The organism is Afifella sp. IM 167, assembly GCF_020144925.1.
Taxonomy (GTDB): Bacteria; Pseudomonadota; Alphaproteobacteria; order Rhizobiales; family Afifellaceae; genus Afifella.
This window is the reverse complement of the sequence record NZ_NSLC01000002.1, coordinates 445,587-468,830: the sequence shown is the minus strand read 5'-3', so window position 1 is coordinate 468,830 and position 23,244 is coordinate 445,587. Positions and strand designations below refer to the sequence as shown.

Below are 23,244 nucleotides of genomic sequence, written 5' to 3'. Positions count from 1 at the left end.
CCGGTCCGCCCTCGGGGGAAACTACATGATCTTGCTTTACGTCGTCATCGCCTGCGGCCTGCTATCCATTGTATATGCGGTCTGGGCGATCCAGTCGGTCATGTCGGCCGATACCGGCAATGCCCGCATGCAGGAAATCGCCGGCGCCATCCGCGAGGGTGCGCTCGCCTACCTGACCCGCCAGTACACCACCGTCGCCATCGTCGGCGTCGTCGTCTGCGCGCTCGCCTGGTACCTGCTGTCGCTCGAAGCGGCGATCGGCTTCGCCATCGGCGCCATCCTTTCCGGCGCGGCCGGCTTCATCGGCATGCTCGTCTCCGTGCGCGCCAATGTCCGCACCGCGCAGGCCGCCTCGATCTCGCTCGGCGGCGGCCTGGAGATCGCCTTCAAGTCGGGCGCCATCACCGGCCTTCTGGTGGCGGGCCTGGCGCTCCTCGGCGTCTCCGGCTACTTCACGGTTCTGACGCAGGTCCTCGGCCACGGCATCACCGACCGCATCGTGGTCGACGCGCTCGTCGCCCTCGGCTTCGGCGCCTCGCTGATCTCCATCTTCGCCCGTCTCGGCGGCGGCATCTTCACCAAGGGTGCGGATGTCGGCGGCGACCTCGTCGGCAAGGTGGAAGCGGGCATCCCCGAGGACGATCCGCGCAACCCGGCCACCATCGCCGACAATGTCGGCGACAATGTCGGCGACTGCGCCGGCATGGCCGCCGACCTCTTCGAGACCTACGTCGTCACCATCGTCGCCACGATGGTGCTCGGCTCCATCTACTTCTCCGGGGCCGACGCCGCGACGCTGATGACCTTCCCGCTCCTGATCGGGGCGAGCTGCGTCGTTACCTCCATCATCGGCACCTTCTTCGTGAAGCTCGGCGCCAACAATTCCATCATGGGCGCGCTCTACAAGGGCTTCATCGCCACCGCGGTCCTCTCGGCCGTGGCGCTTGCCGGCATCGTCATCCTGGTGATCGGCTGGGGCACGCAGTTCTCCACCCCCGCCGGGCTTTCCTTCACCGGCGGCGACCTCTTCTTCTGCGGCATCGTCGGCCTTGCCGTGACCGGCCTCATCATCTGGATCACGGAATACTACACCGGCACCAACTACCGCCCGGTGCAGTCCATCGCCGACGCCTCGGTCACCGGCCATGGCACCAACGTCATCCAGGGCCTGGCGATCTCGCTGGAATCGACGGCGCTGCCGGCGCTGGTGATCATCGGTGGCATCCTGTCGGCCTTCGCGCTCGCCGGCCTCTTCGGCATCGCGATTGCCGTCACCACGATGCTGGCGCTCGCCGGCGTGGTGGTCGCGCTCGACGCTTTCGGCCCGGTCACGGACAATGCCGGCGGCATTGCCGAGATGGCCGACCTGCCGGCCGAGGTGCGCAACACCACCGACGCGCTCGACGCCGTCGGCAACACGACGAAGGCCGTCACCAAGGGCTATGCCATCGGCTCGGCGGGTCTCGGCGCGCTGGTGCTCTTCGCCGCCTATACGGAAGATCTGGCCTTCTTCTCCGCCAATGCGGAGCCGGGCTCGTTCTTCGACGGCGTCTCGGTCAACTTCTCGCTCTCCAACCCGTATGTCGTGGTCGGCCTCCTCTTCGGCGGCCTCCTGCCATACCTCTTCGGCGGCATCGCCATGACGGCCGTCGGCCGTGCCGGTGGCGCCGTGGTGGAGGAAGTGCGTCGGCAGTTCCGCGAGAAGCCGGGCATCATGGAAGGCACGGAGAAGCCGGATTACGGCCGCGCCGTCGACATGCTCACCAAGGCCGCGATCAAGGAGATGATCATCCCCTCGCTGCTGCCGGTGCTGTCGCCGATCGTCTGCTTCTTCGCCATCTACCTGATCGCCGGCAAGTCGAACGGCTTCGCCTCGCTCGGCGCCATGCTCCTCGGCGTCATCGTCACGGGCATGTTCGTCGCCATCTCCATGACGACGGGCGGCGGCGCCTGGGACAACGCCAAGAAGTACATCGAGGACGGCAATCACGGCGGCAAGGGCTCTGAGGCCCACAAGGCCGCCGTCACCGGCGACACGGTCGGCGATCCCTACAAGGACACGGCCGGCCCGGCGGTGAACCCGATGATCAAGATCACCAACATCGTGGCTCTCCTGCTGCTCGCCGTTCTCGCCCACTGAGGACTCTTTTGGGAGATCGGAGCGGCGAAAGCCGCTCCGGCCTGAGAATCACAAACGCCGGTCGGGGAAACCCGGCCGGCGTTTTTTGTGTCTTCGGCGCAGAGGCTCTGAAAGCTCTTCCTCGGAATTCCGCCTGCTCGATCAATGGCGAATGGAGCGGTTGGTGTGGTGAAGATAACACCGGCCCTTGGCCGAGGCGACGAAGGACGAGAAGGGTAAGAGGGATCTGGCGAAGCTTCGGGTGCTGGCTGCGGCGAACGGCGTCTGGAGGCCGGAATACGCCAGTCCTCAATGCTTGGTAGCAGCGCATGACGGTCGGGGACCGAGCGAGGCCGGAAGCGAAGAGAGGAGATAAGCTAACGCGCTAGATGCAACTCACCCTCTATATACGCGACCTTGAACGCGGGCTTTCTTAAGCCGCCCCCCACTACCGTAAAGCGTGATCCAAAGGGCGTTCACGGGCATCCCAACCTGTTCGCTAAATTGACTTGAGCACTGAAGGAGGTGGGCGCTCCCTTCCCGCCTCACGACAAACCCGACTCAGAGACAGAAGAATAGTCGCCTTGGCGTGGTGAGGCCCTCAGCCGATCGGGCGAGGATGACTGAGAGTGTCTGGGAGGCTGAGAGTGCCCTGATTTCCGGGCTTCTAGGGTACTGGCGGAGGGATGGGCCTGATATCCAACCTTCTCCGCTCTAACTGACTGTAATGTTTGATGTTTATGCACAAATCATGGCTACCGGCAGACTCTCTCGAAAACTTCCATCAGTTCCTTGAACTTGCGACGCTGCGCGTCGGGATCTTGTGAGCGGATCGCATCGTCCACACAGGCATCCGCATGATCCTGCAGGATCAGAATTTCGACTTGCGAAAGGGCCGACCGGATCGCCAGGGACTGATTGAGAATGTCGATGCAGTAACGATCTTCTTCGATCATGCGGGCAACCCCACGCACCTGTCCTTCAAGGCGCGCCAGTCGTTGGATGGCTGCTTGCTTTCGATCTTTCATGTCGGACTGATCTCTTCCTGCGATACGGAAGAACCGGCTTGGGTCCGGGAGGGTTCCTCGGAACCTCACACGAAGGAGCGTGTTGAATCCATACCCCCTTGGGGTATCGGGCCGCGTTGCCGAACGCCTGCCAAGTTCTGCGTTTGCAGGTGCGGTCGCCCAGTTGCCCTCAAGCAGATTGCAGAGCGAGCAGGAAGTCGCGACATGTCCTACATCCGTTTCAGCCTGATGATACTCACCTCCACAGTGGTGATGTTCATCCTGATGTACCTCAACACCTACGCTTGGGAGCACGTCTTCTTCTCCGAGACGCGCACCTACATGGCGATCATGATGGGGGCGACGATGGCCGTCATCATGCTTGCCTACATGCTCGGCATGTACTCGAACAAAGCGCTCAACATCGCGATCTTCGCAGGCGCGGTCGTCGTCTTTGCCCTGACGCTCTGGCTGGTGCGCAGCCAGGTCACGGTGTCCGGCCCGAGCTACATGCGAGCGATGATCCCCCACCACTCGATCGCCATCATGACCTCTGAACGCGCGCAAATCCGCGACCCGCGCGTGCGCAAGCTCGCCGACGAGATCATTGAGGCGCAACGGCGCGAGATCGCCGAAATGAGATACCTGATCGCCGAGGTGTCGGACGGGAACGTGGTGGAGAGCATCTACCAGGACCCGCCGGCCGAGCCGGGCAGCGTCGAAGACGCGCTTTCGAATACCCTCGTCGGCACGCTCGACCTTGCGCCGATGCCGGAGGCGGAGGCCGACCGCGTGCTCGGGACGACCGCCCCCTGCACGTTCAACCGCAGCCCGGAGACCGACCCGATCCTCTGGGCCAGCGAAGGCGGCGCGGCCGCGATGAGGCTGAACGGAATCCTGATCTCGCTGGAGGCGGAGGGTGAGCCGCAGGGGGGTGCGGCGACGTTCTCGGCGCCTGGGACCACGATCACCGTGCAGCCTCTCGGCGAGGAGGCCGACTGGCGCCAGAACGCGGAGCTCGTCTTCGAACTCGATGAGGGGCTTAGCGTCGGCTACCGCGGCTTCTACAGTTGCGATGCGGGCTGAGCACCAAGTTGAACGTTTTCGCCGAAGGAGGCACCATGGCGTTGGACCAGAGCGGCAAGACCGCGATCCTCTACAGGATGGTCATGCCCGACCATCTCTGCCCCTACGGGCTGAAGTCGAAGGACCTGCTCGAGCGGCAGGGTTTCACGGTCGAGGACCATCACCTCGAAACGCGCGACGCGACAGAAGCGTTCAAGAAGGAGCACGGCGTCGACACGACGCCGCAGACCTTCATCGGCGGCGAGCGGATTGGCGGCTACGACGACCTCCGCGAGCATTTCGGTCAGGAGGTCAAGGACGAAGGCGAGAACAGCTACCAGCCCGTCATCGCGATCTTCTCCGTCGCCTTCCTCATGGCGCTCGCAGTCAGCTGGTATGCGTTCGGGACCGTGCTCAGCATCCGGGCCTTCGAGTGGTTCATTGCCATCAGCATGTGCCTCCTCGCAGTCCAGAAGCTGCAGGACCTCGAGAGCTTCTCGACGATGTTCCTGAACTACGACCTGCTGGCGCGCCGTTGGGTCCGGTACGGGTACGTCTATCCGTTCGGCGAGGCGCTGGCCGGCATCCTGATGATCGCGGGCACGCTGATCTGGATCGCGGCGCCGGTCGCGCTTGTCATCGGCACCGTCGGCGCGGCCTCGGTCTTCAAAGCCGTCTACATCGACAAGCGCGAACTCAAATGCGCCTGCGTCGGCGGGTCGAGCAACGTGCCGCTCGGCTTCGTCTCGCTGACCGAGAACCTGATGATGATCGCCATGGCGATCTGGATGCCAGCCCGGATGCTTTGGCTAGGATAGCTGTTCCCACTTCGCGTCGGACGGTCGTATTCAGCGGCGGCGTATTGTTTATGAAGGAAATGAGGAATGGCGCTTCTGCTCGGTTTCGTGCTGGTTGCCGCCTTCGGGATGGGCCACCACTACGGCCTTCTGGCCGTCCGCGCGATGAAACCGAACTCCAATGACAGGCCGCAGGCGGCGATCCTGGTTGCGTTTCTCGGTCTGCTGGAGAGCAAGGGATTCGAACCATCGAGACGGCTTTAGCCGTTTTGAGTTGCGCGCTATCTCGAATGGCGCGGAATTCGGCAGTTCAGTGGGCACGGCGAAGCGCCCCACCAAGCGCTAGCCCAGAGCCGCCTGACCGGCGTCTCTTGTAACGCCCAGTGTAGCCCCGAGCGGTGCGTGATGTGTGGAAGGTTGGCTCCCCGGGCCGGACTCGAACCAGCGACCCAGCGGTTAACAGCCGCTTGCTCTACCAACTGAGCTACCGGGGATCGGGGGGCGATATAGCAGATGAAGCGGCCATTGCAAGCGCCGGCGCGCATCCCATTTGTGGCAAAATGACAAACCAGCGATCACGGCCGCCGCGCGCCGGAAACGACAACCGCCGCAATGCCGGCCTGCACCTTTTCGGGCGCTCCGTGCCGCTGCCGCAGAGCCGGCTCCTGCGCGTCGGGCTCGGCGTGCTTCTCGTTCTCGGCGGCTGCCTCTGGTTCCTGCCGGTGGTCGGCTTCTGGATGCTGCCGCTCGGCCTTATCGTCCTTTCCATCGACATCCCGCTGGTGCGACGCTGGCGGCGGCGCTTCGCCGTCTGGTTCCACACCAATTATCCGGGGCTCGCGAGAAAGCTCGACGGGGCGACGCCGAAGGTCGGCCCGCGGCCTTCGCCTTCCGGCACGCAGGCGGCCGCGTCCGCCGCGGCGGGTGCCTCGAGCACCGGCCCCGGGTTCGGGCCGGAGCCAGGACCGGCAGAGCCGGCCTTGCGCCGGCGTGACGATTCGGCATAATTCAAAAATAGGCTCCGGTTCCCGATGACGGCGCAAAGCGCCCGGGGATCAAAAGGGAATGCGGTAGGGACGACCCAAGCAGGGGTCCTCAAACCGCAGCTGCCCCCGCAACTGTGAGCGGAGAGCCCACCCGCGATAGGCCACCGGCAACGGGAAGGCGCGGGCTGGGCGGTGACCCGCAAGCCAGGAGACCTGCCGGAGCAGGACACCAAGCGCCGTCGGTGGGACGGCAGGGAGGGACTATGAACAACACCCAGACGCTCCGCAGGACCGAGGCGGCCGCAGCCGCGCGCTCGGCCATGATGCCCGCGCTCGCCGCGCTCCTCGTGGGCGCCCTCATCGTCGGTACCGCCGGCTTCGCCTGGTCGAGTGTCCTGCACAATTCCACGCACGACACGCGCCACGCCTTCGCGCTTCCCTGCCACTGAGGCAGCCATGTTCCGCAACATCGTGCTGAGCGCGGCCGCGGCCGGGCTCCTCGCGGGGCTTGTGGCGGCGAGTTTCCAGTATTTCGTGTCGACCCCGCTCATCCTCGAAGCGGAGAAATACGAGACCGCTGCCGCCGCCCCCGGGCTTCCCGCCGCGCCCGACGGCGCCGCCGTCGCCATGTCCACGCATGGTGAGGGTGAGGCGCATGATCACGCCGGCGCCGCCTGGGCCCCCGAAGACGGGCTGGAGCGCACGCTCTATACGAGCGCGGCCTCCATCGTCCTTTCCATCGGCTATGCGCTGATGCTCCTCGGCGCCATGGCCGCCTCCGGCCGGCGCATCGAGGCGCGCGGCGCGCTGCTCTTCGGCCTCGGGGCGTTTGCGGCGACCGCGCTCGCCCCGGCGCTCGGCCTGCCGCCGGAACTGCCGGGCTCGGCCGCGGGCGAGCTCGCCGCGCGCCAGCTCTGGTGGGTGGCGACGGCCGCCGCCACGGCGATCGGCCTTGCGGCGATGTTCCTTTCCGGCAACTGGGCGATCCGCATCGTGGGCGTCGCCATCCTCATCGTGCCGCATGTCGTCGGCGCGCCGCCGGCGCCCGAACCGATGAGCGGCGTGCCGGCCGAGCTCGCCGGGCATTTCGCCGCCGTCTCGCTGGTGCTTTCGGCCATCACCTGGTCCGTCATCGGGCTTGCCGGCGGGGCCGTCTACCGGCGCCTTGCGGAAGGGCCATGAGCGCGGGCGCGACGCTCGTCCTCGGCGGCGCCCGCTCCGGCAAGAGCCTTTATGCGGAAAGGATGGTGACGGCGAGCGGCCTTGAGCCGGTCTACGTCGCCACCTACCGGCCCATGGGCGAGATGGGAGAGGATGCGGAGATGGAGGCGCGGATCGCCGCGCACCGGTCGCGCCGCGGCCCGCCCTGGCGCAACCTGGAAGCCCCCGTCGAGCTTGCCGCCACCATCCGGCGGGAAAGCGGCGAGGGCACCTATCTCCTCGTCGACTGCCTTACCCTGTGGCTCACCAACCTTCTCCTCGGCGGCGCCGATCTCGACGCGGCCGCCGTGGAGCTGACCCAGACGATCGGCGAGGCGGGCGGAAGCCTCGTCCTCGTCGCCAACGAGGTCGGCCTCGGCATCGTGCCGGAAAATGCGCTGGCGCGCCGCTTCCGCGATGCGCAGGGCCGCCTCAACCAGGATATCGCCGCCGTCGCGGACACCGTCGTCTTCATGGCGGCGGGCCTGCCGATGGCCTTCAAAGGAAAGCTACCATCATGAGTTCACCGGCCATGAGTTCACCGGCGCGCATCCCCGCCACCATCGTCACCGGCTTCCTCGGGGCCGGAAAGACGACGATCATCCGCCACATGCTGGAAAATGCCGGGGGGCGGAAGATCGCCCTCATCGTCAACGAATTCGGCGATACCGGCTTCGACGGCGGCATCCTTTCCGATTGCGGCAGCCCCGCCTGCGGGGAGGACGACATCGTCGAGCTCGCCAATGGCTGCATCTGCTGCACCGTCGCCGACGATTTCCTGCCCGCCATGGAGAGCCTCCTTTCGCGCGAGAGCCCGCCCGACCACATCGTCATCGAAACGTCCGGCCTTGCCCTGCCGCAGCCGCTGGTGAAGGCCTTCGCCTGGCCCTCCGTGCGCCACCGCGTCACCGTCGACGGCGTCGTCACCGTCGTCGATGCGGAGGCCGTCGCGGCCGGGCGCATGGCGAGCGACGAGGCGCGGGTGCAGGCGCAGCGCGAGGCGGACGCCTCGCTCGACCATGACGATCCGATCGAGGAGCTCTTCGAGGATCAGCTGCGCTGCGCCGACCTCATCATCCTTGCCAAAAGCGACCTCGTCGACGAGGCGGGGATCCTGAAGGTCGAGGCGCGCATCGGCGAGGACAAGCGCCAGCCGGCCTCCGTCATCCGTTCCTCGCGCGGCATCGTCCCGCCGGAGGTGCTGCTCGGCGTCGGCGCCGGCGCGGAGGACGACAGCCACAACCGCCTCAGCCACCACGAGATGGAGGGCGAGGAGCACGAGCACGACGATTTCGATTCCTTCAGCCTTTCCGTCACCGCCGCCGACAAGGGGGAGGCGGAGAGCCGCGTCCAGCAGGCGCTCGCCCTGCCGGGCGTCCTCAGGATCAAGGGGCGCATCGCCATCTCCGGCAAGCCGGCGCCGCTCGCCGTGCAGGCGGTCGGGCAGCGGCTGGAGACCTGGTTCGACAAGCCGAACGGCAATGCCGCGAGCCTTCCGAAACTCGTCGTGATCGGCCTTTCCGATCTCGATCAGGCCGCCGTTGCGGAGGCTCTGGGAGCCTGATTTGCATATCCTGAGGGGGCAGAGCCGCGGGCTCGACGCGGCGGCGGAGGCGGTCGATCTCGGCCAGTCGCCGGGCGACATCGTCGTCCTTTCCGCCGCCGATACGGAGATCGCCGGGCTCGCCGCGGCGGCGAACCGGCTGCCCGTCGATTTTCCGTCGATCCGGCTCGCCAACTGGATGGGCCTTGCCCATCCGTATTCGGTCGACCTCTACGTGGAGAGCGTGCTCGCGCACGCCAGGCTCGTCGTGCTTCGCCTTCTCGGCGGCATCGGCTACTGGCGCTACGGCGTCGAGGAGACGCTCAAAGCCGCGCGGGCGAGCGGCGCCAGGGTCGCGCTCCTGCCCGGCGAGGCGAAATGGGATTTCGAGCTTGCCGCCGCCGGCTCGCTCGGCGCGGACGAAAGCCGGCTCCTGTGGTCCTATCTCGCCGAGGGCGGGGCGGAGAATTTCGATAATTTCCTGCGCTTTGCCGGGCATCTCGCCGGCCATGGGGCGATGCCGAAGCCGCCTGAGGCGCTTCCTGCGTTTGGCCTCTACCGGCCGGAGACCATGCCGCGCGGCGATGGCCGCGCCGCCGCCATCGTCTTCTACCGGGCGCTCCTGCAATCGGGCCAGACGGCGCCGGTCGATGCGCTCGCCGCCGCACTCGCCGCGCGTGGGCTCGATCCCTTGCCCGTCTTCGTCTCCAGCCTCAAGCAGGAGGCCGATTCCCGCTTCGTCGCGGAGACATTTGCGGCCCGCGATCCGGCGCTCGTCATCAACGCCACGGCCTTCGCGCTCGGCAAGGCCGGCGATCCATCCGGCCGCACCGTCCTCGACGATGCCCGCCGGCCGGTGCTGCAGGCGACCTTCGCCGGCGTGCCGGAGGAAAAATGGCGCGAGCATCCGCGCGGCCTCTCTCCCTCCGACCTCACCATGAACGTCGTCCTGCCGGAAGTGGACGGGCGCCTCATCACCCGCGCCGTCTCCTTCAAGGAGGAGGGGGCCTTCGAGCCGCGCACCGAATGCCGGCCGATGACGCACCGCCCGCTCGCCGACCGGGTCGATTTCGTCGGCGATCTTGCCGCTGGCTGGGCAAGGCTGGCGGAGAAGCCGAACGCGGAGAAGCGCATCGGCATCGTCCTTTCCAACTATCCGAACAAGGATGGCCGGCTCGCCAACGGCGTCGGCCTCGACGCGCCGGCCTCCACGGCGAATCTCATTCGCGCCATGGCGGCGGAGGGGTTTGACGTCTCCGGCGCGCCGGAGAGCGGCGAGGCGCTGATGGAGATCATCCTTGCCGGGCCGACGAACGCGCTCGCGGCGATGGACGAGAAGGTCGGCGGCGAACGGCTTTCGCTCTCCGCCTACGAGGCCTTCTTCCAGAGCCTTCCGGCAGGGGTTCGGCGGCAGGTGAGCGAGGCCTGGGGCGCGCCGGAGGCGGATCCCTTCTTCTCATCGCAGGAGCGTGCCTTCCGCCTTGCGCTCCATCGCTTCGGCGGCCTTGCCATCGGCGTGCAGCCGGCGCGCGGCTACAACATTGACCCGAAGACCTCCTATCACGATCCGGCGCTCGTCCCGCCGCATGGCTATTTCGCCTTCTACGCCTGGCTCCGGCGGGAATTTCGCGCCGACGCGCTCGTCCATATGGGCAAGCACGGCAACCTGGAATGGCTGCCCGGCAAGGCGCTGGCACTCTCGGAAGAATGCTTCCCGGAGGCGGCGCTCGGGCCCACCCCGCTCGTCTATCCCTTCATCGTCAACGATCCAGGCGAGGGCGCGCAGGCCAAGCGCCGCGCCTCCGCCGTCATCGTCGACCATCTGATGCCGCCGATGACCCGCGCCGAAAGCCATGGCGCGGCGGCGGAGCTGGAATACCTCATCGACGAATACGCCGCCGCCGACCTTGCCGACCAGCGGCGCGCGAAGGAGGTCGCGGAGAATATCTCCGAGATTGCCGGAAGGCACGGTTTTCTGGAAGACCTCGGCCTCAGGCCCGACGCGGCGCGCGAGGAGATCATCCTGAAGCTCGACGAGCAGATCTGCGACCTCAAAGAGCTGCAGATCCGCGACGGGCTGCATATCCTCGGCGAGAGCCCGGAGGGACGCCTGAGGGCCGATACGCTGGTCGCGCTGGCGCGCGTGCCGCGCGCCAGTTCCGGCAAGTCCGGCGTGGCCGCGGAGGCTTCGCTCCTCAGGGCATTGTCGGACGATCTCGGCCTTTCCTTCGATCCTCTCGATTGCGCCTTCCACGAGGCCTGGGCGGGGCCGCGGCCCAAGGCTCTGGCGCGGCTCTCCGATGTCGTCTGGCGCACCACGGGCGACACGGTGGAGCGGCTGGAGCTTTTGGCGGCGGAGCTGGTGGCGGCCTTGCCAGAAGCTCAGGAGGGCACCCCTCCCCCTTGCGGGGAGGGGCTGGGGGAGGGGTCACTCGATCTTTCGGCGAGTAATCCAAATCCAGTCCCGGGCGACCCCCTGCCTAACCCTCGCCCGCAAGGGGGGAGGGAACAGGCCCTGCCGGTCGCGCAGCCCGGCCCGAAATCGGCTGCCGTCCTCAAAACCATCGCCGGGGACATCGCCCCGCGCCTCGACGCTTCCGGCTCGCGCGAGATCGAAGCGACGCTCGCTGCGCTCTCTGGGAAATTCATACCGCCGGGGCCGTCCGGCGCGCCGACGCGCGGGCGCGACGACTGTCTGCCGACCGGCCGCAACTTCTATTCCGTCGATGTGCGCGGCGTGCCCACCCGGGCGGCCTATGCGCTCGGCCGGCGCTCCGCCGATCTTCTCGCAGAGCGCTACTACGCCGACGAGGGCGAATGGCCGGCGGCGATGGCGCTGACGGTCTGGGGCACGTCGAACATGCGCACCGGCGGGGACGACATCGCCCAGGCGCTGGCGCTCCTCGGCGTGAAGCCGCAATGGGAGCCAGCTTCGGGCCGCGTCACCGGCATCGAGGTGATCCCGCTTAGCGAGCTGATGCGCCCGCGCATCGACGTGACGCTCAGGATCTCCGGCCTCTTTCGGGACGCCTTCCCGCACCAGATCGACCTCTTCCATCAGGCGGTGCTCGCCGTCGCCGAGCGCGACGAGCCGGCCGACGCCAATCCTGTTGCGGCGCGCATCCGCGAGGAGAGCGGCCGGCTTCAGGCCGATGGCCTTTCGCAGGAAGAGGCGCGCCGCGCCGCGGCTTTCCGCGTCTTCGGTTCCAGGCCGGGCGCCTATGGCGCCGGCCTGCAGGCGCTGATCGACGAGGGGATCTGGGAAAAGCGCGGCGACCTTGCCTCGGCCTTCCTGGAATGGTCGTCCTATGCCTATGGGGGCGGCGCGGAAGGCGAGGGCGGGCGCAGCCGCGGCCTTCTGGAGACGCGCCTGAAGGCCACCGACGCCATCGTCCAGAACCAGGACAACCGCGAGCACGACCTTCTCGATTCCGACGATTACTACCAGTTCGAGGGCGGGCTCTCCTCGGCCGTGGAAACGCTGAAGGGCAGCGCCCCGCGCGCCTACCACAACGACCATTCGCGGCCCGAGCGGCCCGTCATTCGCGGCCTCGACGAGGAACTCGCGCGCGTCGTGCGCGGGCGGGCGGCGAACCCGAAATGGATCGCCGGCGTCATGCGCCACGGCTACAAGGGTGCCTTCGAGATCGCCGCCACGGTCGATTATCTCTTCGCCTTCGCGGCGACGACGCCGGCGGTGAAGCACCACCATTTCGACCAGCTTTACGGCGCCTATCTGGAAGACGAGGATGTGCGCGACTTCCTCGCCGAGAACAATGCGCCGGCGCTGAAGGAGATCGCCCAGCGCTTTTCCGAGGCGATCGAGCGGGGCCTTTGGGTGCCGCACCGCAATTCCGTGCACAGGGAGCTGGCGCTTCTCGCCGGCGGGGAGAAACGATGACCAAGGCCGAATTGAGCGAGGAGGAACTGAACCTCCGGCACGCGGAGAAAATGCGCCGCAAAAAGGCCGCGCGCGACAAGATCATTGCCACGAAGACGGTCGAGAAGGGGCTTCTCATCGTCCATACCGGCAAGGGCAAGGGAAAATCGACCGCCGCCTTCGGCCTCGTCTTCCGCGCCCTCGGCAACGGCATGAAGGTCGGCATCGTCCAGTTCGTCAAAGGCAAATGGGAGACGGGCGAGCGTCAGGCGCTGGAAAAGTTCGCCGACCAGGTGACGATGGCGACGATGGGCGAGGGCTTTACCTGGGAGACGCAGGATCGCGGCCGCGACATCGCGGCGGCGCGCGGCGCCTGGGAGAAGGCGAAGGCCATGATCGCCGACGGCGAGCACGACCTCGTCCTCCTCGACGAGCTCAATATCGTGCTGCGATACGACTATCTCCCCGTCGAGGAAGTGCTTGATGCGCTTGCACAAAGGCCTGAGATGAAGCACGTCGTCATCACCGGGCGGAACGCCAAGGACGAACTTGTCGAGGCGGCCGACCTCGTCACCGACATGACCCAGGTGAAGCACCCGTTCCGCTCCGGCGTGAAGGCCCAGCGCGGAATCGAATTCTGAGCCGCAAGCCTCTGTTTTCCCGATGAAAAAGCCTCTCGCCGTGATGATCCAGGGCACCGGCTCGCATGTCGGCAAGTCGCTGATCGTCGCCGGGCTGTGCCGCGCGCTTTCCAATCGCGGCCTGACCGTGATGCCGTTCAAGCCGCAGAACATGTCGAACAATGCGGGCGTGACGGCCGATGGCGGCGAGATCGGCCGGGCGCAGATGACCCAGGCGATGGCGGCGCGTGTCGCCCCGTCGGTGCACATGAACCCGGTCCTGTTGAAGCCCGAGAGCGATATCGGCTCGCAGGTTATCGTGCAGGGAAAACGGATCGGCACGATGAAGGCGCGCGAATATACCGCCCGCAAGGCGGGGCTCCTCCCTCATGTGATGGATAGCTTCAACAGACTCGCAGAAGTTGCAGATATCGTTGTCGTCGAGGGCGCCGGATCGCCGGCCGAAATCAACCTTCGCGCAGGCGATATCGCCAATATGGGCTTTGCCGCGGAGGCGGGCGTGCCGGTCATTCTCGTCGGCGACATCGAGCGCGGCGGCGTGATCGCGAGCCTCGTCGGCACGCATGAAGTCCTCGATCCGGCCGACCGCGATCTCGTTGCTGGCTTCATCGTCAACCGCTTCCGGGGCGACGTTTCCCTGTTCGATGAGGGCGTCAGCGAGATCGAGCGGCGCACCGGCTGGAAGGGCCTCGGCGTCGTGCCGCATTTTGCCGATGCCGACAGGCTGCCGGCCGAGGACGTGCTCGGCCTTCAGGAGGGCCAGAAGGGCGAGGGGGCCTCGGTGAAAGTCGCGGTGCCGCGGCTCGGGCGCATCGCCAATTTCGACGATCTCGATCCGCTCAGGATGGAGCCGGAAGTCGATCTCGTCATCGTGGAGCCCGGCGAGGCGTTGCCGGGCGACGTTGATCTCGTGCTCCTGCCCGGCTCCAAATCCACCATCGCCGACCTTGCTGCCCTTCGCGAGACGGGCTGGGACATCGACCTTGCCGCGCATGTGCGCCGGGGCGGGGCCGTCCTCGGTGTCTGCGGCGGCTTCCAGATGCTCGGCCGGCTGATCGCCGATCCGGAAGGCATCGAGGGTCCGGCGCAGAATGTGCGCGGGCTCGGCCTCCTCGACGTGACGACGCGGCTGACGGCCGACAAGACGACTGTCCCCGTGACCGGCACGCATGCGCCGAGCGGGGCGGCCTTCTCGGGCTACGAGATCCATGTCGGCGCCACCACCGGGCCGGGGCTCGCCGAGCCCTTCGCGCGGCTCGACGGAAGGCCGGACGGGGCGGTGGGCTACGGGGGCAGGGTGATGGGCACCTATGTGCACGGCCTGTTCGGCTCGGACGATTTCCGCCGCGCCTTTCTCAAGGGCCTCGGGGCCGGCAGCGCGCTCTCCTACGAACAGGGTGTCGAGGACGCGCTGGAGACCCTTGCCGCCCATCTTGAGGCGCATCTGTCGATCGAGTTGATCCTGGAGATCGCCGCCGCGCGCTAGCGACCGAGGAGCGTTGCGGAGAAGGCGAGGATGGCCAGAAGGACGAGCCATGCCGCGTCGGCGAGGCGCATGCCGCGGCGGAGCTCTTCAAGCCCGACCTCCTTCTTTCCCTCACCATTGAGCCAGGCGCCGTCGACAATGAGGGTGCCGTAGCGGCGCGGGCCGCCGAAGGCGATGGCGAGCGCGCCGGCCATCGCCGCCTCGGGCCAGCCGGCATTGGGCGAGCGATGCGCGGCGGCGTCGCGGCGCGCCACCTTGAAGGCTTCGCGCGTGTTGCCGCCGACCAAAGGGGCGGCCAGGGCGATGAGGCCGGCCGCCAGCCGCGCCGGCAGGTAATTGGCGAAATCGTCGAGGCGGGCCGCTGCATAGCCGAAGGCCTCGTGGCGCTCGTTCCTGTGGCCGATCATGGAATCGGCCGTGTTCAGCATCTTGTAGGCGAACAGCCCCGGCAGGCCGGCGATCAGGTACCAGACGGCCGGGGCGACGAGGCCGTCGGAAAAGTTCTCCGCCAGCGATTCCAGCGCGGCGCGATTGACGCCCGAGCGGTCCAGCGCGCTGACGTCGCGTCCGACGATGCGCGAGACGGCAAGGCGCGCCGCCTCCAGCCCCTTCTCCTGGCCGGCCACGACGGCGCCGACGTGCTCCAGGAGCCCCTTCTGGGCGAGGAAGACGGAGACGAAGAAGGCCTCCAGCGCGAAGCCGAGCGGCAGGTTCGCGGCGAGCCGGTGGAGGAACCAGCCGGCGAAGAGCGCGATCGCCAGCAGAAGGGCGAGGGCGAGGATGCCCCGGCCGCGCCGCGCGCCGGGCGAGAGCCTCTCGTCGTTGAGGCCGGCATCGAGGCTGGCGATCAGCCGCCCGAACCAGGTGACGGGATGGCCGCTCGCCGCCCATAGCCGGTCCGGATCGCCGAGGATGCGGTCGGCGACGAGGCCGAGGACTAGGATCGCCAGATGGCTCATTTGCCCCTTCCGGCGAGCGCGTATTCCAGAGCCGCCTCGAAGCGGGCGAGCGCCGCCTCGTCGGGCGGCAGGCCGATGCGCAGGCTGTCGGGCCGCTCCTCGAAGCGCCGCGTCCACACGCCCTTCTGGGCAAGGCGGCGATGCAGCACCGTGGCGCCCGGATGGCGCACCAGCGTGAAGAGCGGGCAATTGCCGCGAAAGGCGACGCCCTGCCGCTTCAGCACGGCGCGCAGCATGCCGGCCTGTCCGGCGAGCCAGCCGCGCGTTTCCTGCCGCCACGCACCGTCGGCCAGCGCCGCCGCGCCGATGGCGATCGCCGCCTGCGAGACGGGCCAGTCTCCGAGCCGGCGCTTCAGCTCGCGGATCGGGCCGGCCGCGCCGATGACGAAGCCGAGGCGCAGGCCCGGCAGGCCGTAGAACTTTCCGAAGGAGCGCAGCACCAGAAGATTGGAAGCCGCGCCGGCGAGCGGCAGCACCGAGGAGCGCGGCGGCAGGGCGTCGCAATAGGCCTCGTCGACGACGACGGTGCGCTCCGGCCGCTCGGCGGCAAAGCCGGCGATGGCCTGCTGCGAGAGGAGCCGGCCGTCTGGATTGTTCGGATTGACGATGACGAGGCTTTCTTCCGCGGTGACGTCCGAAAGCTCCTTCACACGCCGCAGCGAGTCGCCATAGGCGGCCGAATAGGACGAATAGGAACTATCCATAAAAGCGACAGGATCGACGATGCCCGGGAGCTGCCGGATGGCGAGCTCGGAGCCCGCCACGGGCAGGATCTGCGCATCCTCGCCGAGGCGGTAGGCGCGCCGCGCCGCGGCGATCAGCGCGTTCGTCTCGCCCGCGGCCGGGAGCCGCTCCAGATCGATCGCTTCTGGGCGGACACGCTCGCGCCATGGCCAGGCGCGCGGATTGATTCCCGTCGAAAGATCGAGCCAGTCGCTGCGCGAAATGCCGTAAAGCGCTGCCCCGGCTGCCGGATCTCCACCGTGCCGCATCCGTCCTCCCATTGCTGCGCCCCCATAGCGCGAAGCGGCTCATTGCACGAGAGGGCCGTCCACCCAATGTGCTGTCCGACTTCCTGCCCAAATTTCACGCCAGCTTGTCGGCTCCCCAAACCTTTGCTACGGGAGCCGCGCCGGCCTCGTGGCGGAGTGGTGACGCAGCGGACTGCAAATCCGTATACCCCGGTTCGATTCCGGGCGAGGCCTCCAGACTTTCCGAAAATCCGTCAAAACCGGGCGCTTGCGCCCGATCGGCGGCGTGGCTGCCCGGCCGTCGCTTGTCTGACGGCGCTGCGGCCGCTAGAGCATCCCCACGAAGAGGCTCCAAGAGGTCGTCTTACGCATGACGGACAACGAAATCCTGCGGCAACGGATGGTGGACAGCCAGGTGCGGACCTGGGACGTGACCGATCGCCCCCTGATCGATGCGTTTCTGGAGATCCCGCGCGAGCGTTTCGTCACCGGCGCGCAACTCCCCTTCGCCTATTCCGACATGGAGCTTCCGATCGACGGCTCCGGGCGCACGCTCGTCGCGCCGGCGCTGCTCGCGCGCATGATCCAGGCCCTGGAGATCGCCAAGGACGAGGTGGTGATGGATCTCGGCTGCGGGCGCGGCTATTCGGCCGCCTTGCTCGGCCGCCTTGCCGAGGCGGTCGTCGCGGTCGAGCCGGACGATGATTTGCGCCATGCCGCCGAGACGAACATGGCGGCCCTCAAGATCGACAACGTCGCGGTCGTGGAAGGCTCCCTCACGGAAGGCTATCCGGCCGAAGGGCCCTACGATGCGATCCTCATCGCGGCCGGGGCGGAGATCGTGCCGTCGGCGCTCTTCGATCAGCTTGCCGAGGATGGCCGGCTCGCGGTGGTTGAGCGCAATGGCGAGTTCGGCCGCATGAAGGTTTTCACCCGCACGGGCGAGCATGTCAGCGGCAGGGCCGTGGTCGATGCGGCGGCGCCCGTCCTGCCGGGGTTCCAGCGCAAGCGCGAATTCGTCTTCTGAGCGGGTGCGGCGCACCCAGGGTGTTGCAGATGGGCCGCAACGCTTTTCAAATCGAATCGGATGCGCGGCAGGACCCACAAACAAAGTGCGGTGGATGCTAAAAGCCTTCACAATTCGATTGGCTAAACCGATTCTATTTATGGTAGACGACGTGCGCGCAAACTCGCTTCATCTCCTTGCCGGCTTGGCCGTCGCCGCCACCTTGGTGGCGCCCGCCGCGCGGGCTGAGAGCATCACCGAGGCGCTGGCCTCCGCCTATTGGAACAACCCGACGATCAACGCCCAGCGTGCCCAGACGCGCGCCACGGACGAAAACGTGCCGATCGCCAAGGGCGGCTATCGTCCGCAGATCTCCGCCTATTCGGAGATCGATCGCACCTATGCCGGCGCCCATTCCTTCGGAAGGCATCCGAGCGATACGACCTCCGACCTCGCGGTCGGCGTGCAGGTGCAGCAGAACCTCTTTCAGGGGTTCCGGGTCCGCAATGCCGTGAGCGGCGCCAAGGCCGGCGTTTACGCGTCCCGCTATGCCCTCGAGGCGACCGTGCAGGACGTGCTGCTCGATGCGGCCGAGGCCTACATGAATGTGCTGCGCGACCAGGCCCTCCTGGAACTGCGTCAGCAGAATCTCGACTTCCTCAACGAGCAGCTGAAGGCGGCACAGGACCGCTTCGACGTCGGCGAGAACACCCGCACGGACGTCGCGCAGACGCGCGCCTCGCTCAGCCTCGCCCAGTCGCAGCTCAGCTTGGCGCAGGCCAACCTCGTCGCCAGCAAGGCCACCTACCGGCAGGTCATCGGCCACGAGGCGGACGGCATCTTCCTGACCTTCCCGTTCCGCAAGGAGCTGCCGTCTTCGCTCGCCGAGGCGATCAATCTCGGGCAGTCGTCGCATCCTTCCATCATCGCGGCGCAGTACTCGATGGACGCCGCCTCCTATGATGTGAAGCAGGTCGAAGGCGAGTTGCTGCCGACGGTCAGCGTCACCGGTACGGCACAGAAGACGATCGGCCTTGGCCGCCCGGACAATTCGGAGGCCGCAGCGATCGTGGGCCGCGTTTCCGTACCGCTCTATCAGGGCGGCATCGTCTCGGCGCGCGTGCGTCAGGCGAAAGAGGTGCTCGGCCAGCGCCGCATCGAGGTGGACGTGGCTCGTGATCAGGTCCGCGCCTCGACCGTGGCGGCCTGGGGCACGCTGGAAGCCACGAATGCGGCGATCCTGGCCGCTACGGCGCAGGTGACCGCCTCCGACATCGCCCTTTCGGGGGTGATCGAGGAGCAGCGTGTCGGACAGCGCACGCAGCTCGACGTGCTGGATTCGCAGAGCACGCTCCTGGAGGCGAAGGTGACCCGCGTCGAAAGCCAGCGCGATCGCATCGTGGCAGCCTTCGCCGTGCTGGCGGCCGTCGGCCGGCTCGACGCCGACGCGCTCAACCTTCCGGTGCAGCGCTACCGCGCGGAGGCCCATTACGAGGCCGTCAAGGACAAGTGGTTCGGCCTGAGGACGCCTGACGGCCGCTGATACCGCCCGGCCCGGCACCCATCTCGGAAGCTCCATCGCGAATCCGCGGATGTACCGTCGGCGGCTGCGCAGGCGTGCTGCCGGTGGCGGCACGGCTTTCGTGCGCCGCCGCCCGGCCGGAAAGCGGCCGGGTGAGGCCCCTTCGCAAGGTTGTGGAGAGGCTGGGGAATTCGCGTGGGAAAGGCAGTTCTGAGGGTTTTCTTAACCCCTGGATGCTCATGTAGAATCCAAACGATTCGTGGTGCTGACGCACCGGCGGCAATCGCAGGGGACAAATAGGGTCATGGGCAATCCGAGTGCGGCGCACGAACCGACGATGGAGGAGATTCTCGCCTCTATCCGTCAGATCATCTCCGAGGACGGCGACAAGGGTCAGGTGAAGGCAGCGAAGTCCTTCCGCGTCCCGCCCGAGGAGGAGCAGGAGATGGCCGACGAAGCCGCTCCCGAAGCCTTTGCCGAACCCGCGCCGGAAGCCGTAGAGGAAGACGACGATTTTCCGGATTTCTCGATGGCCGGGCCGGCCGCCGAAGAGCCGGTCGCCGCCGAGCCTGCCGCTGACGAGCCTGCCCCCTACGAGCCTGTCGAGACGCCCGCGCCCCGGGACGACACCCCGACCAGCCATGCGGCTCCGGCGCAGCCGGAGGCTGCCGCAGTCGAGGATCACAAGGAGCCGGCGCCTGTCCACGACGAACCCGAGCCCGCCCGCGAAGAGCCGGCTCCGGCCTGGGAGCAGCCCGCGCCTCACGCGGGCTTTGCAGCCTTCGAGCAGCCCTCCCGCTCGCCCGAGGCCGCTTCCCATGCCACGGCCCGCGCCAGCGCCGGCGCACAGAATGCCAGCCCGGAAAGGGGCAGCCTCGCCGCCTATCAGGCGCAGCCCTCGCATGAGGATGAACGGCTCCTGTCGCCGGATTCGGACGAAGCCGTCGCGGGCGCCTTCTCCGCGCTCGCCAACACGATCCTTTCCAAGAACTCGCGCACGCTGGAAGACCTCGTCAGCGACATGCTGCGGCCGATGCTGCGCGACTGGCTCGACGAGAATCTGCCTCCGCTGGTGGAGCGGCTGGTGCGGGAAGAGATCGAACGGGTTTCGCGCGGCCGCCGCTGAGCGCCGCGACGATCCTTCACGGGCCGGACTTCCGGTCGCTTTTGGCTGCGGCAGCATGGCCGCTTGGCGCTCGGCCTTGTTGACAGGGGCGCACGGCCCCAGTTTAACCGCCCCGGTTCATGCGCCCGCGTTCGGGCTGACGGTGCGATTTTCCCATGTTGGACAAGACTTTCGACGCGCACAGCGTCGAGCCTCTCATTTCGCGGAAATGGCTTGACGCCGATGCCTTCCGCGCCGGTTCCGGCGCAAGGCCGGATGGCGGCACATTCACGATCGTCATTCCGCCGCCGAACGTGACCGGCTCGCTCCATATGGGGCATGCGCTCAACAACACCCTGCAGGATATCCTCGTGCGCCATGCCCGCATGTGCGGCAAGGACGTTCTGTGGCAGCCCGGCATGGACCATGCGGGCATCGCCACGCAGATGGTGGTCGAGCGCCAGATGATGGAGCGCCAGGAGCCGGGAAGGCGCGATATCGGCCGCGAGGCGTTCGTCGAGAAGGTCTGGCGCTGGAAAGACGAATCCGGCGGCATGATCATCAACCAGCTGAAGCGCCTCGGCGCCTCCTGCGACTGGTCGCGCGAGCGCTTCACCATGGACGAGGGCCTGTCGGCGGCCGTCCTCAAGGTCTTCGTGCAGCTCTACAAGGAAGGGCTGATCTACAAGGACAAGCGGCTGGTCAACTGGGACCCGAAGCTCCTGACCGCCATCTCGGACCTGGAGGTTCAGCAGGTCGAGATGAAGGGCCATCTGTGGCACTTCAAATACCCGATCGAAGGCGAGGAAGGCCGCTTCATCACCGTCGCGACGACCCGGCCGGAGACGATGCTCGGCGATAGCGGCGTGGCGGTCCATCCCGAGGACGAGCGCTACAAGGACCTCATCGGCAAGCATGTCGTCCTGCCGCTGGTCGGCCGGCGGATCCCGATCGTCGCCGACGACTATGCCGATCCGGAAGCCGGCTCCGGCGCGGTGAAGATCACGCCCGCGCACGACTTCAACGACTTCGAGGTCGGCAAGCGCAACGACCTCGCCAAGATCAACGTCATGGACGTCGAGGCGAACATCGTTCTTGAGGACAACGAGGATTTCCTCGCCGGCGTGCCCGAGAGCGCCGAGCTCGCGGCCACCGTCGCGGCGCTGCACGGCCTCGACCGCTTCACGGCGCGCGAGCGCGTCGTGGCGATGATGGACGAGCGGGGCCTCCTGGAGAAGGTCGAGGACCATCTCCATGTCGTGCCGCATGGCGATCGCGGCGGCGTGCCGATCGAGCCCTTCCTGACCGACCAGTGGTATGTCGATGCCGCGACGCTGGCCAAGCCCGCCATCGCCTCGGTGCGCGAGGGCCGCACCACCTTCGTGCCGAAGAACTGGGAAAAGACCTACTTCGACTGGATGGAGAACATCCAGCCTTGGTGCATCTCGCGTCAGCTCTGGTGGGGTCACCGGATTCCCGCCTGGTACGGGCCGGACGGAGAGGTCTTCGTGGAAGCCAGCGAGGAGGAGGCGGAAGCCGCCGCCTATCGCCACTACGACAGCCGCGTGAAGCTGACGCGCGACGAGGATGTGCTCGACACCTGGTTTTCCTCCGCGCTGTGGCCGTTCTCCACCCTCGGCTGGCCCGACGAGACGCCCGAGCTTGCCCGTTACTATCCGACGAGCGTCCTCGTCACCGGCTTCGACATCATCTTCTTCTGGGTCGCCCGGATGATGATGTTCGGCCTGCACTTCATGAAGGAAGAGCCGTTTTCCGACGTCTACATCCACGCCCTGGTGCGCGACGAGCACGGGGCGAAGATGTCGAAGTCGAAGGGCAACGTCATCGACCCGCTGGAACTGATCGACGAGTTCGGCGCCGATGCGCTGCGCTTCACGCTGGCGGCGATGGCGGCGCAGGGCCGCGACATCAAGCTCTCGCCGCAGCGTGTCGCCGGCTACCGCAACTTCGGCACCAAGCTGTGGAATGCCGCGCGCTTCTGCCAGATGAAGGAGTGCCGGCCGGATCCGTCCTTCGATCCGGCCTCGGCCAGGCTCGCCGTCAACCGCTGGATCCTCACGGAGGCCGGGCGGACCGTCACGGCGGTCGGGGAGGGGATTGCCTCCTATCGCTTCAACGACGCGGCGGCGGCGATCTACCACTTCGTCTGGGACACCTTCTGCGACTGGTATCTGGAGCTCATCAAGCCGGTGCTCGACGGCGATGACGGCGCGGCCGCCGCCGAGACGCGCGCCGTCGCGGCGCTCGTCCTTTCCGACATCCTGAAGCTCCTGCATCCCTTCAGCCCCTTCATCACCGAGACGCTGTGGGAAGATCTTGCCGGCGAGGAGGGGGGTCTCCTGGCGCTCTCCGCTTGGCCGCAGGCAAGGCTCTGCGACGAAGCCTCGGCGGAGGACATCAACTGGCTCGTCTCGTTGGTTTCCTCCATCCGCTCGGTGCGTTCGGAAATGAACGTGCCGGCAGGCGCCAAGACGCCGCTCGTCCTTTCGGGCGCCGGCCCGGCGAGCGAGGAGCGGCTGAAGCGCCATGAGACGGCGATCGCCCGCCTTGCGCGCGTGGAAGCCATGTCGCTCGCCGAGCATCCGCCGAAGAGTTCGGCGCAGTTCCTCATCGGCGAGGCGACGGCGGCTCTGCCGCTCGCCGGCATCATCGACTTCGACGCCGAGCGCAGCCGGCTGACGAAGGAGATCGCGCGGGTCGATCAGGAGATATCGCGGCTCGACAAGAAGCTCGGCAACGAGAAGTTCGTCGCCCGTGCCCCGGAAGAAGTGGTTGCCGCAGAGCGCGAGAAGCGCGGCGATTACGTCGCCGACCGCGAGCGGCTTGAGGCGGCTCTCGGCCGGATCGCCGAGACGGCCTGAGCCCCCGAAGCATCGTGTTTCATCCGCGCCTCCCGCGCCCGCGGGAGGCGGTTTTCATGTTGCAGTGCGATGCCG

Annotated in this window: 19 protein-coding genes, 2 tRNA genes and 1 riboswitch; of the genes, 17 read left to right on the top strand and 4 right to left on the bottom strand. The window is 67.3% G+C overall.

All coding sequences use genetic code 11. The features are described 5' to 3' along the window. Positions 1-25: 25 nt before the first annotated feature. Positions 26-2,140: a sodium-translocating pyrophosphatase gene (locus CLD20_RS04865; protein ID WP_224405458.1), complete on the top strand. Its 2,115-nt coding sequence runs from the start codon at positions 26-28 to the stop codon at positions 2,138-2,140. Between the two features lie 734 nt (positions 2,141-2,874). Here the strand turns inward: CLD20_RS04865 and CLD20_RS04860 are convergent. Next, the gene (locus CLD20_RS04860; RefSeq protein WP_224405457.1) at positions 2,875-3,147 is read right to left on the bottom strand and encodes a metal-sensitive transcriptional regulator; all 273 of its coding nucleotides are present in this window, start codon (positions 3,145-3,147) and stop codon (positions 2,875-2,877) included. A 204-nt stretch (positions 3,148-3,351) separates the two neighbouring features. On the opposite strand from CLD20_RS04860, the gene CLD20_RS04855 reads away from it, so the two are divergent. The 3 genes from CLD20_RS04855 to CLD20_RS04845 all read left to right on the top strand — a co-directional run bounded on the left by CLD20_RS04855 (position 3,352) and on the right by CLD20_RS04845 (position 5,252). Beyond that, on the top strand, positions 3,352-4,212 hold the full coding sequence (locus tag CLD20_RS04855; protein ID WP_224405456.1) for a DUF305 domain-containing protein: 861 nt from the start codon (positions 3,352-3,354) through the stop codon (positions 4,210-4,212). Positions 4,213-4,247: 35 nt separating this feature from the next. Continuing rightward, positions 4,248-5,009 (top strand): glutaredoxin family protein, encoded by a 762-nt coding sequence (locus CLD20_RS04850; protein WP_224405544.1) that lies wholly within the window; start codon positions 4,248-4,250, stop codon positions 5,007-5,009. Positions 5,010-5,075: 66 nt separating this feature from the next. Further along, positions 5,076-5,252 carry a hypothetical protein gene (locus CLD20_RS04845; RefSeq protein WP_224405455.1) on the top strand — a complete coding sequence of 59 codons (177 nt, stop codon included), beginning with the start codon at positions 5,076-5,078 and terminating at the stop codon, positions 5,250-5,252. 154 nt (positions 5,253-5,406) lie between these two features. Here the strand turns inward: CLD20_RS04845 and CLD20_RS04840 are convergent. Beyond that, a tRNA-Asn gene (locus tag CLD20_RS04840) sits at positions 5,407-5,482 on the bottom strand. Positions 5,483-5,548: 66 nt separating this feature from the next. Between CLD20_RS04840 and CLD20_RS04835 the strand changes: the two genes are divergently transcribed. The 8 genes from CLD20_RS04835 to CLD20_RS04800 all read left to right on the top strand — a co-directional run bounded on the left by CLD20_RS04835 (position 5,549) and on the right by CLD20_RS04800 (position 14,724). Further along, the gene (locus CLD20_RS04835; protein ID WP_224405454.1) at positions 5,549-5,995 is read left to right on the top strand and encodes a hypothetical protein; all 447 of its coding nucleotides are present in this window, start codon (positions 5,549-5,551) and stop codon (positions 5,993-5,995) included. After that, positions 5,994-6,210, top strand: a riboswitch (cobalamin riboswitch). (Overlaps the previous gene by 2 nt.) Before the next feature lie 27 nt (positions 6,211-6,237). Further along, on the top strand, positions 6,238-6,423 hold the full coding sequence (locus CLD20_RS04830; protein WP_224405453.1) for a CbtB domain-containing protein: 186 nt from the start codon (positions 6,238-6,240) through the stop codon (positions 6,421-6,423). Between the two features lie 7 nt (positions 6,424-6,430). Continuing rightward, complete coding sequence (locus CLD20_RS04825) at positions 6,431-7,156, top strand: CbtA family protein (RefSeq protein ID WP_224405452.1); 726 nt, start codon at positions 6,431-6,433, stop codon at positions 7,154-7,156. Continuing rightward, positions 7,153-7,695, top strand: a complete 543-nt coding sequence (gene cobU, locus CLD20_RS04820) for a bifunctional adenosylcobinamide kinase/adenosylcobinamide-phosphate guanylyltransferase (RefSeq protein WP_224405451.1) — start codon at positions 7,153-7,155, stop codon at positions 7,693-7,695. The genes CLD20_RS04825 and cobU overlap by 4 nt, the downstream gene beginning before the upstream one ends. Then, complete coding sequence (gene cobW, locus CLD20_RS04815) at positions 7,692-8,738, top strand: cobalamin biosynthesis protein CobW (RefSeq protein WP_224405450.1); 1,047 nt, start codon at positions 7,692-7,694, stop codon at positions 8,736-8,738. Before cobU ends, cobW begins: the two co-directional genes overlap by 4 nt. A gap of 1 nt (position 8,739) precedes the next feature. Continuing rightward, positions 8,740-12,618, top strand: a complete 3,879-nt coding sequence (gene cobN, locus CLD20_RS04810) for a cobaltochelatase subunit CobN (protein ID WP_224405449.1) — start codon at positions 8,740-8,742, stop codon at positions 12,616-12,618. Continuing rightward, the gene (cobO, locus tag CLD20_RS04805; protein ID WP_224405448.1) at positions 12,615-13,238 is read left to right on the top strand and encodes a cob(I)yrinic acid a,c-diamide adenosyltransferase; all 624 of its coding nucleotides are present in this window, start codon (positions 12,615-12,617) and stop codon (positions 13,236-13,238) included. Before cobN ends, cobO begins: the two co-directional genes overlap by 4 nt. Positions 13,239-13,281: 43 nt before the next feature. Continuing rightward, positions 13,282-14,724 carry a cobyric acid synthase gene (locus CLD20_RS04800; protein ID WP_224405543.1) on the top strand — a complete coding sequence of 481 codons (1,443 nt, stop codon included), beginning with the start codon at positions 13,282-13,284 and terminating at the stop codon, positions 14,722-14,724. Here CLD20_RS04800 and cbiB read toward each other — a convergent pair. Both cbiB and CLD20_RS04790 read right to left on the bottom strand, forming a co-directional pair. After that, positions 14,721-15,683: an adenosylcobinamide-phosphate synthase CbiB gene (gene cbiB, locus CLD20_RS04795; protein ID WP_224405447.1), complete on the bottom strand. Its 963-nt coding sequence runs from the start codon at positions 15,681-15,683 to the stop codon at positions 14,721-14,723. The two genes, CLD20_RS04800 and cbiB, sit on opposite strands and share 4 nt — an antisense overlap. Further along, positions 15,680-16,675: an aminotransferase class I/II-fold pyridoxal phosphate-dependent enzyme gene (locus tag CLD20_RS04790; protein ID WP_224405446.1), complete on the bottom strand. Its 996-nt coding sequence runs from the start codon at positions 16,673-16,675 to the stop codon at positions 15,680-15,682. The genes cbiB and CLD20_RS04790 overlap by 4 nt, the downstream gene beginning before the upstream one ends. 142 nt (positions 16,676-16,817) lie before the next feature. Between CLD20_RS04790 and CLD20_RS04785 the strand changes: the two genes are divergently transcribed. The 5 genes from CLD20_RS04785 to CLD20_RS04760 all read left to right on the top strand — a co-directional run bounded on the left by CLD20_RS04785 (position 16,818) and on the right by CLD20_RS04760 (position 23,169). Continuing rightward, positions 16,818-16,891: transfer RNA gene (locus CLD20_RS04785), tRNA-Cys, on the top strand. A 133-nt stretch (positions 16,892-17,024) separates the two neighbouring features. Further along, positions 17,025-17,681 carry a protein-L-isoaspartate O-methyltransferase gene (locus CLD20_RS04780; protein ID WP_224405445.1) on the top strand — a complete coding sequence of 219 codons (657 nt, stop codon included), beginning with the start codon at positions 17,025-17,027 and terminating at the stop codon, positions 17,679-17,681. Positions 17,682-17,832: 151 nt separating this feature from the next. Next, complete coding sequence (locus CLD20_RS04775) at positions 17,833-19,203, top strand: TolC family outer membrane protein (RefSeq protein WP_224405444.1); 1,371 nt, start codon at positions 17,833-17,835, stop codon at positions 19,201-19,203. Positions 19,204-19,486: 283 nt separating this feature from the next. After that, on the top strand, positions 19,487-20,308 hold the full coding sequence (locus CLD20_RS20320) for a PopZ family protein (protein WP_304504349.1): 822 nt from the start codon (positions 19,487-19,489) through the stop codon (positions 20,306-20,308). Positions 20,309-20,463: 155 nt separating this feature from the next. Continuing rightward, positions 20,464-23,169 carry a valine--tRNA ligase gene (locus tag CLD20_RS04760; protein WP_224405443.1) on the top strand — a complete coding sequence of 902 codons (2,706 nt, stop codon included), beginning with the start codon at positions 20,464-20,466 and terminating at the stop codon, positions 23,167-23,169. Positions 23,170-23,244 lie beyond the last annotated feature (75 nt).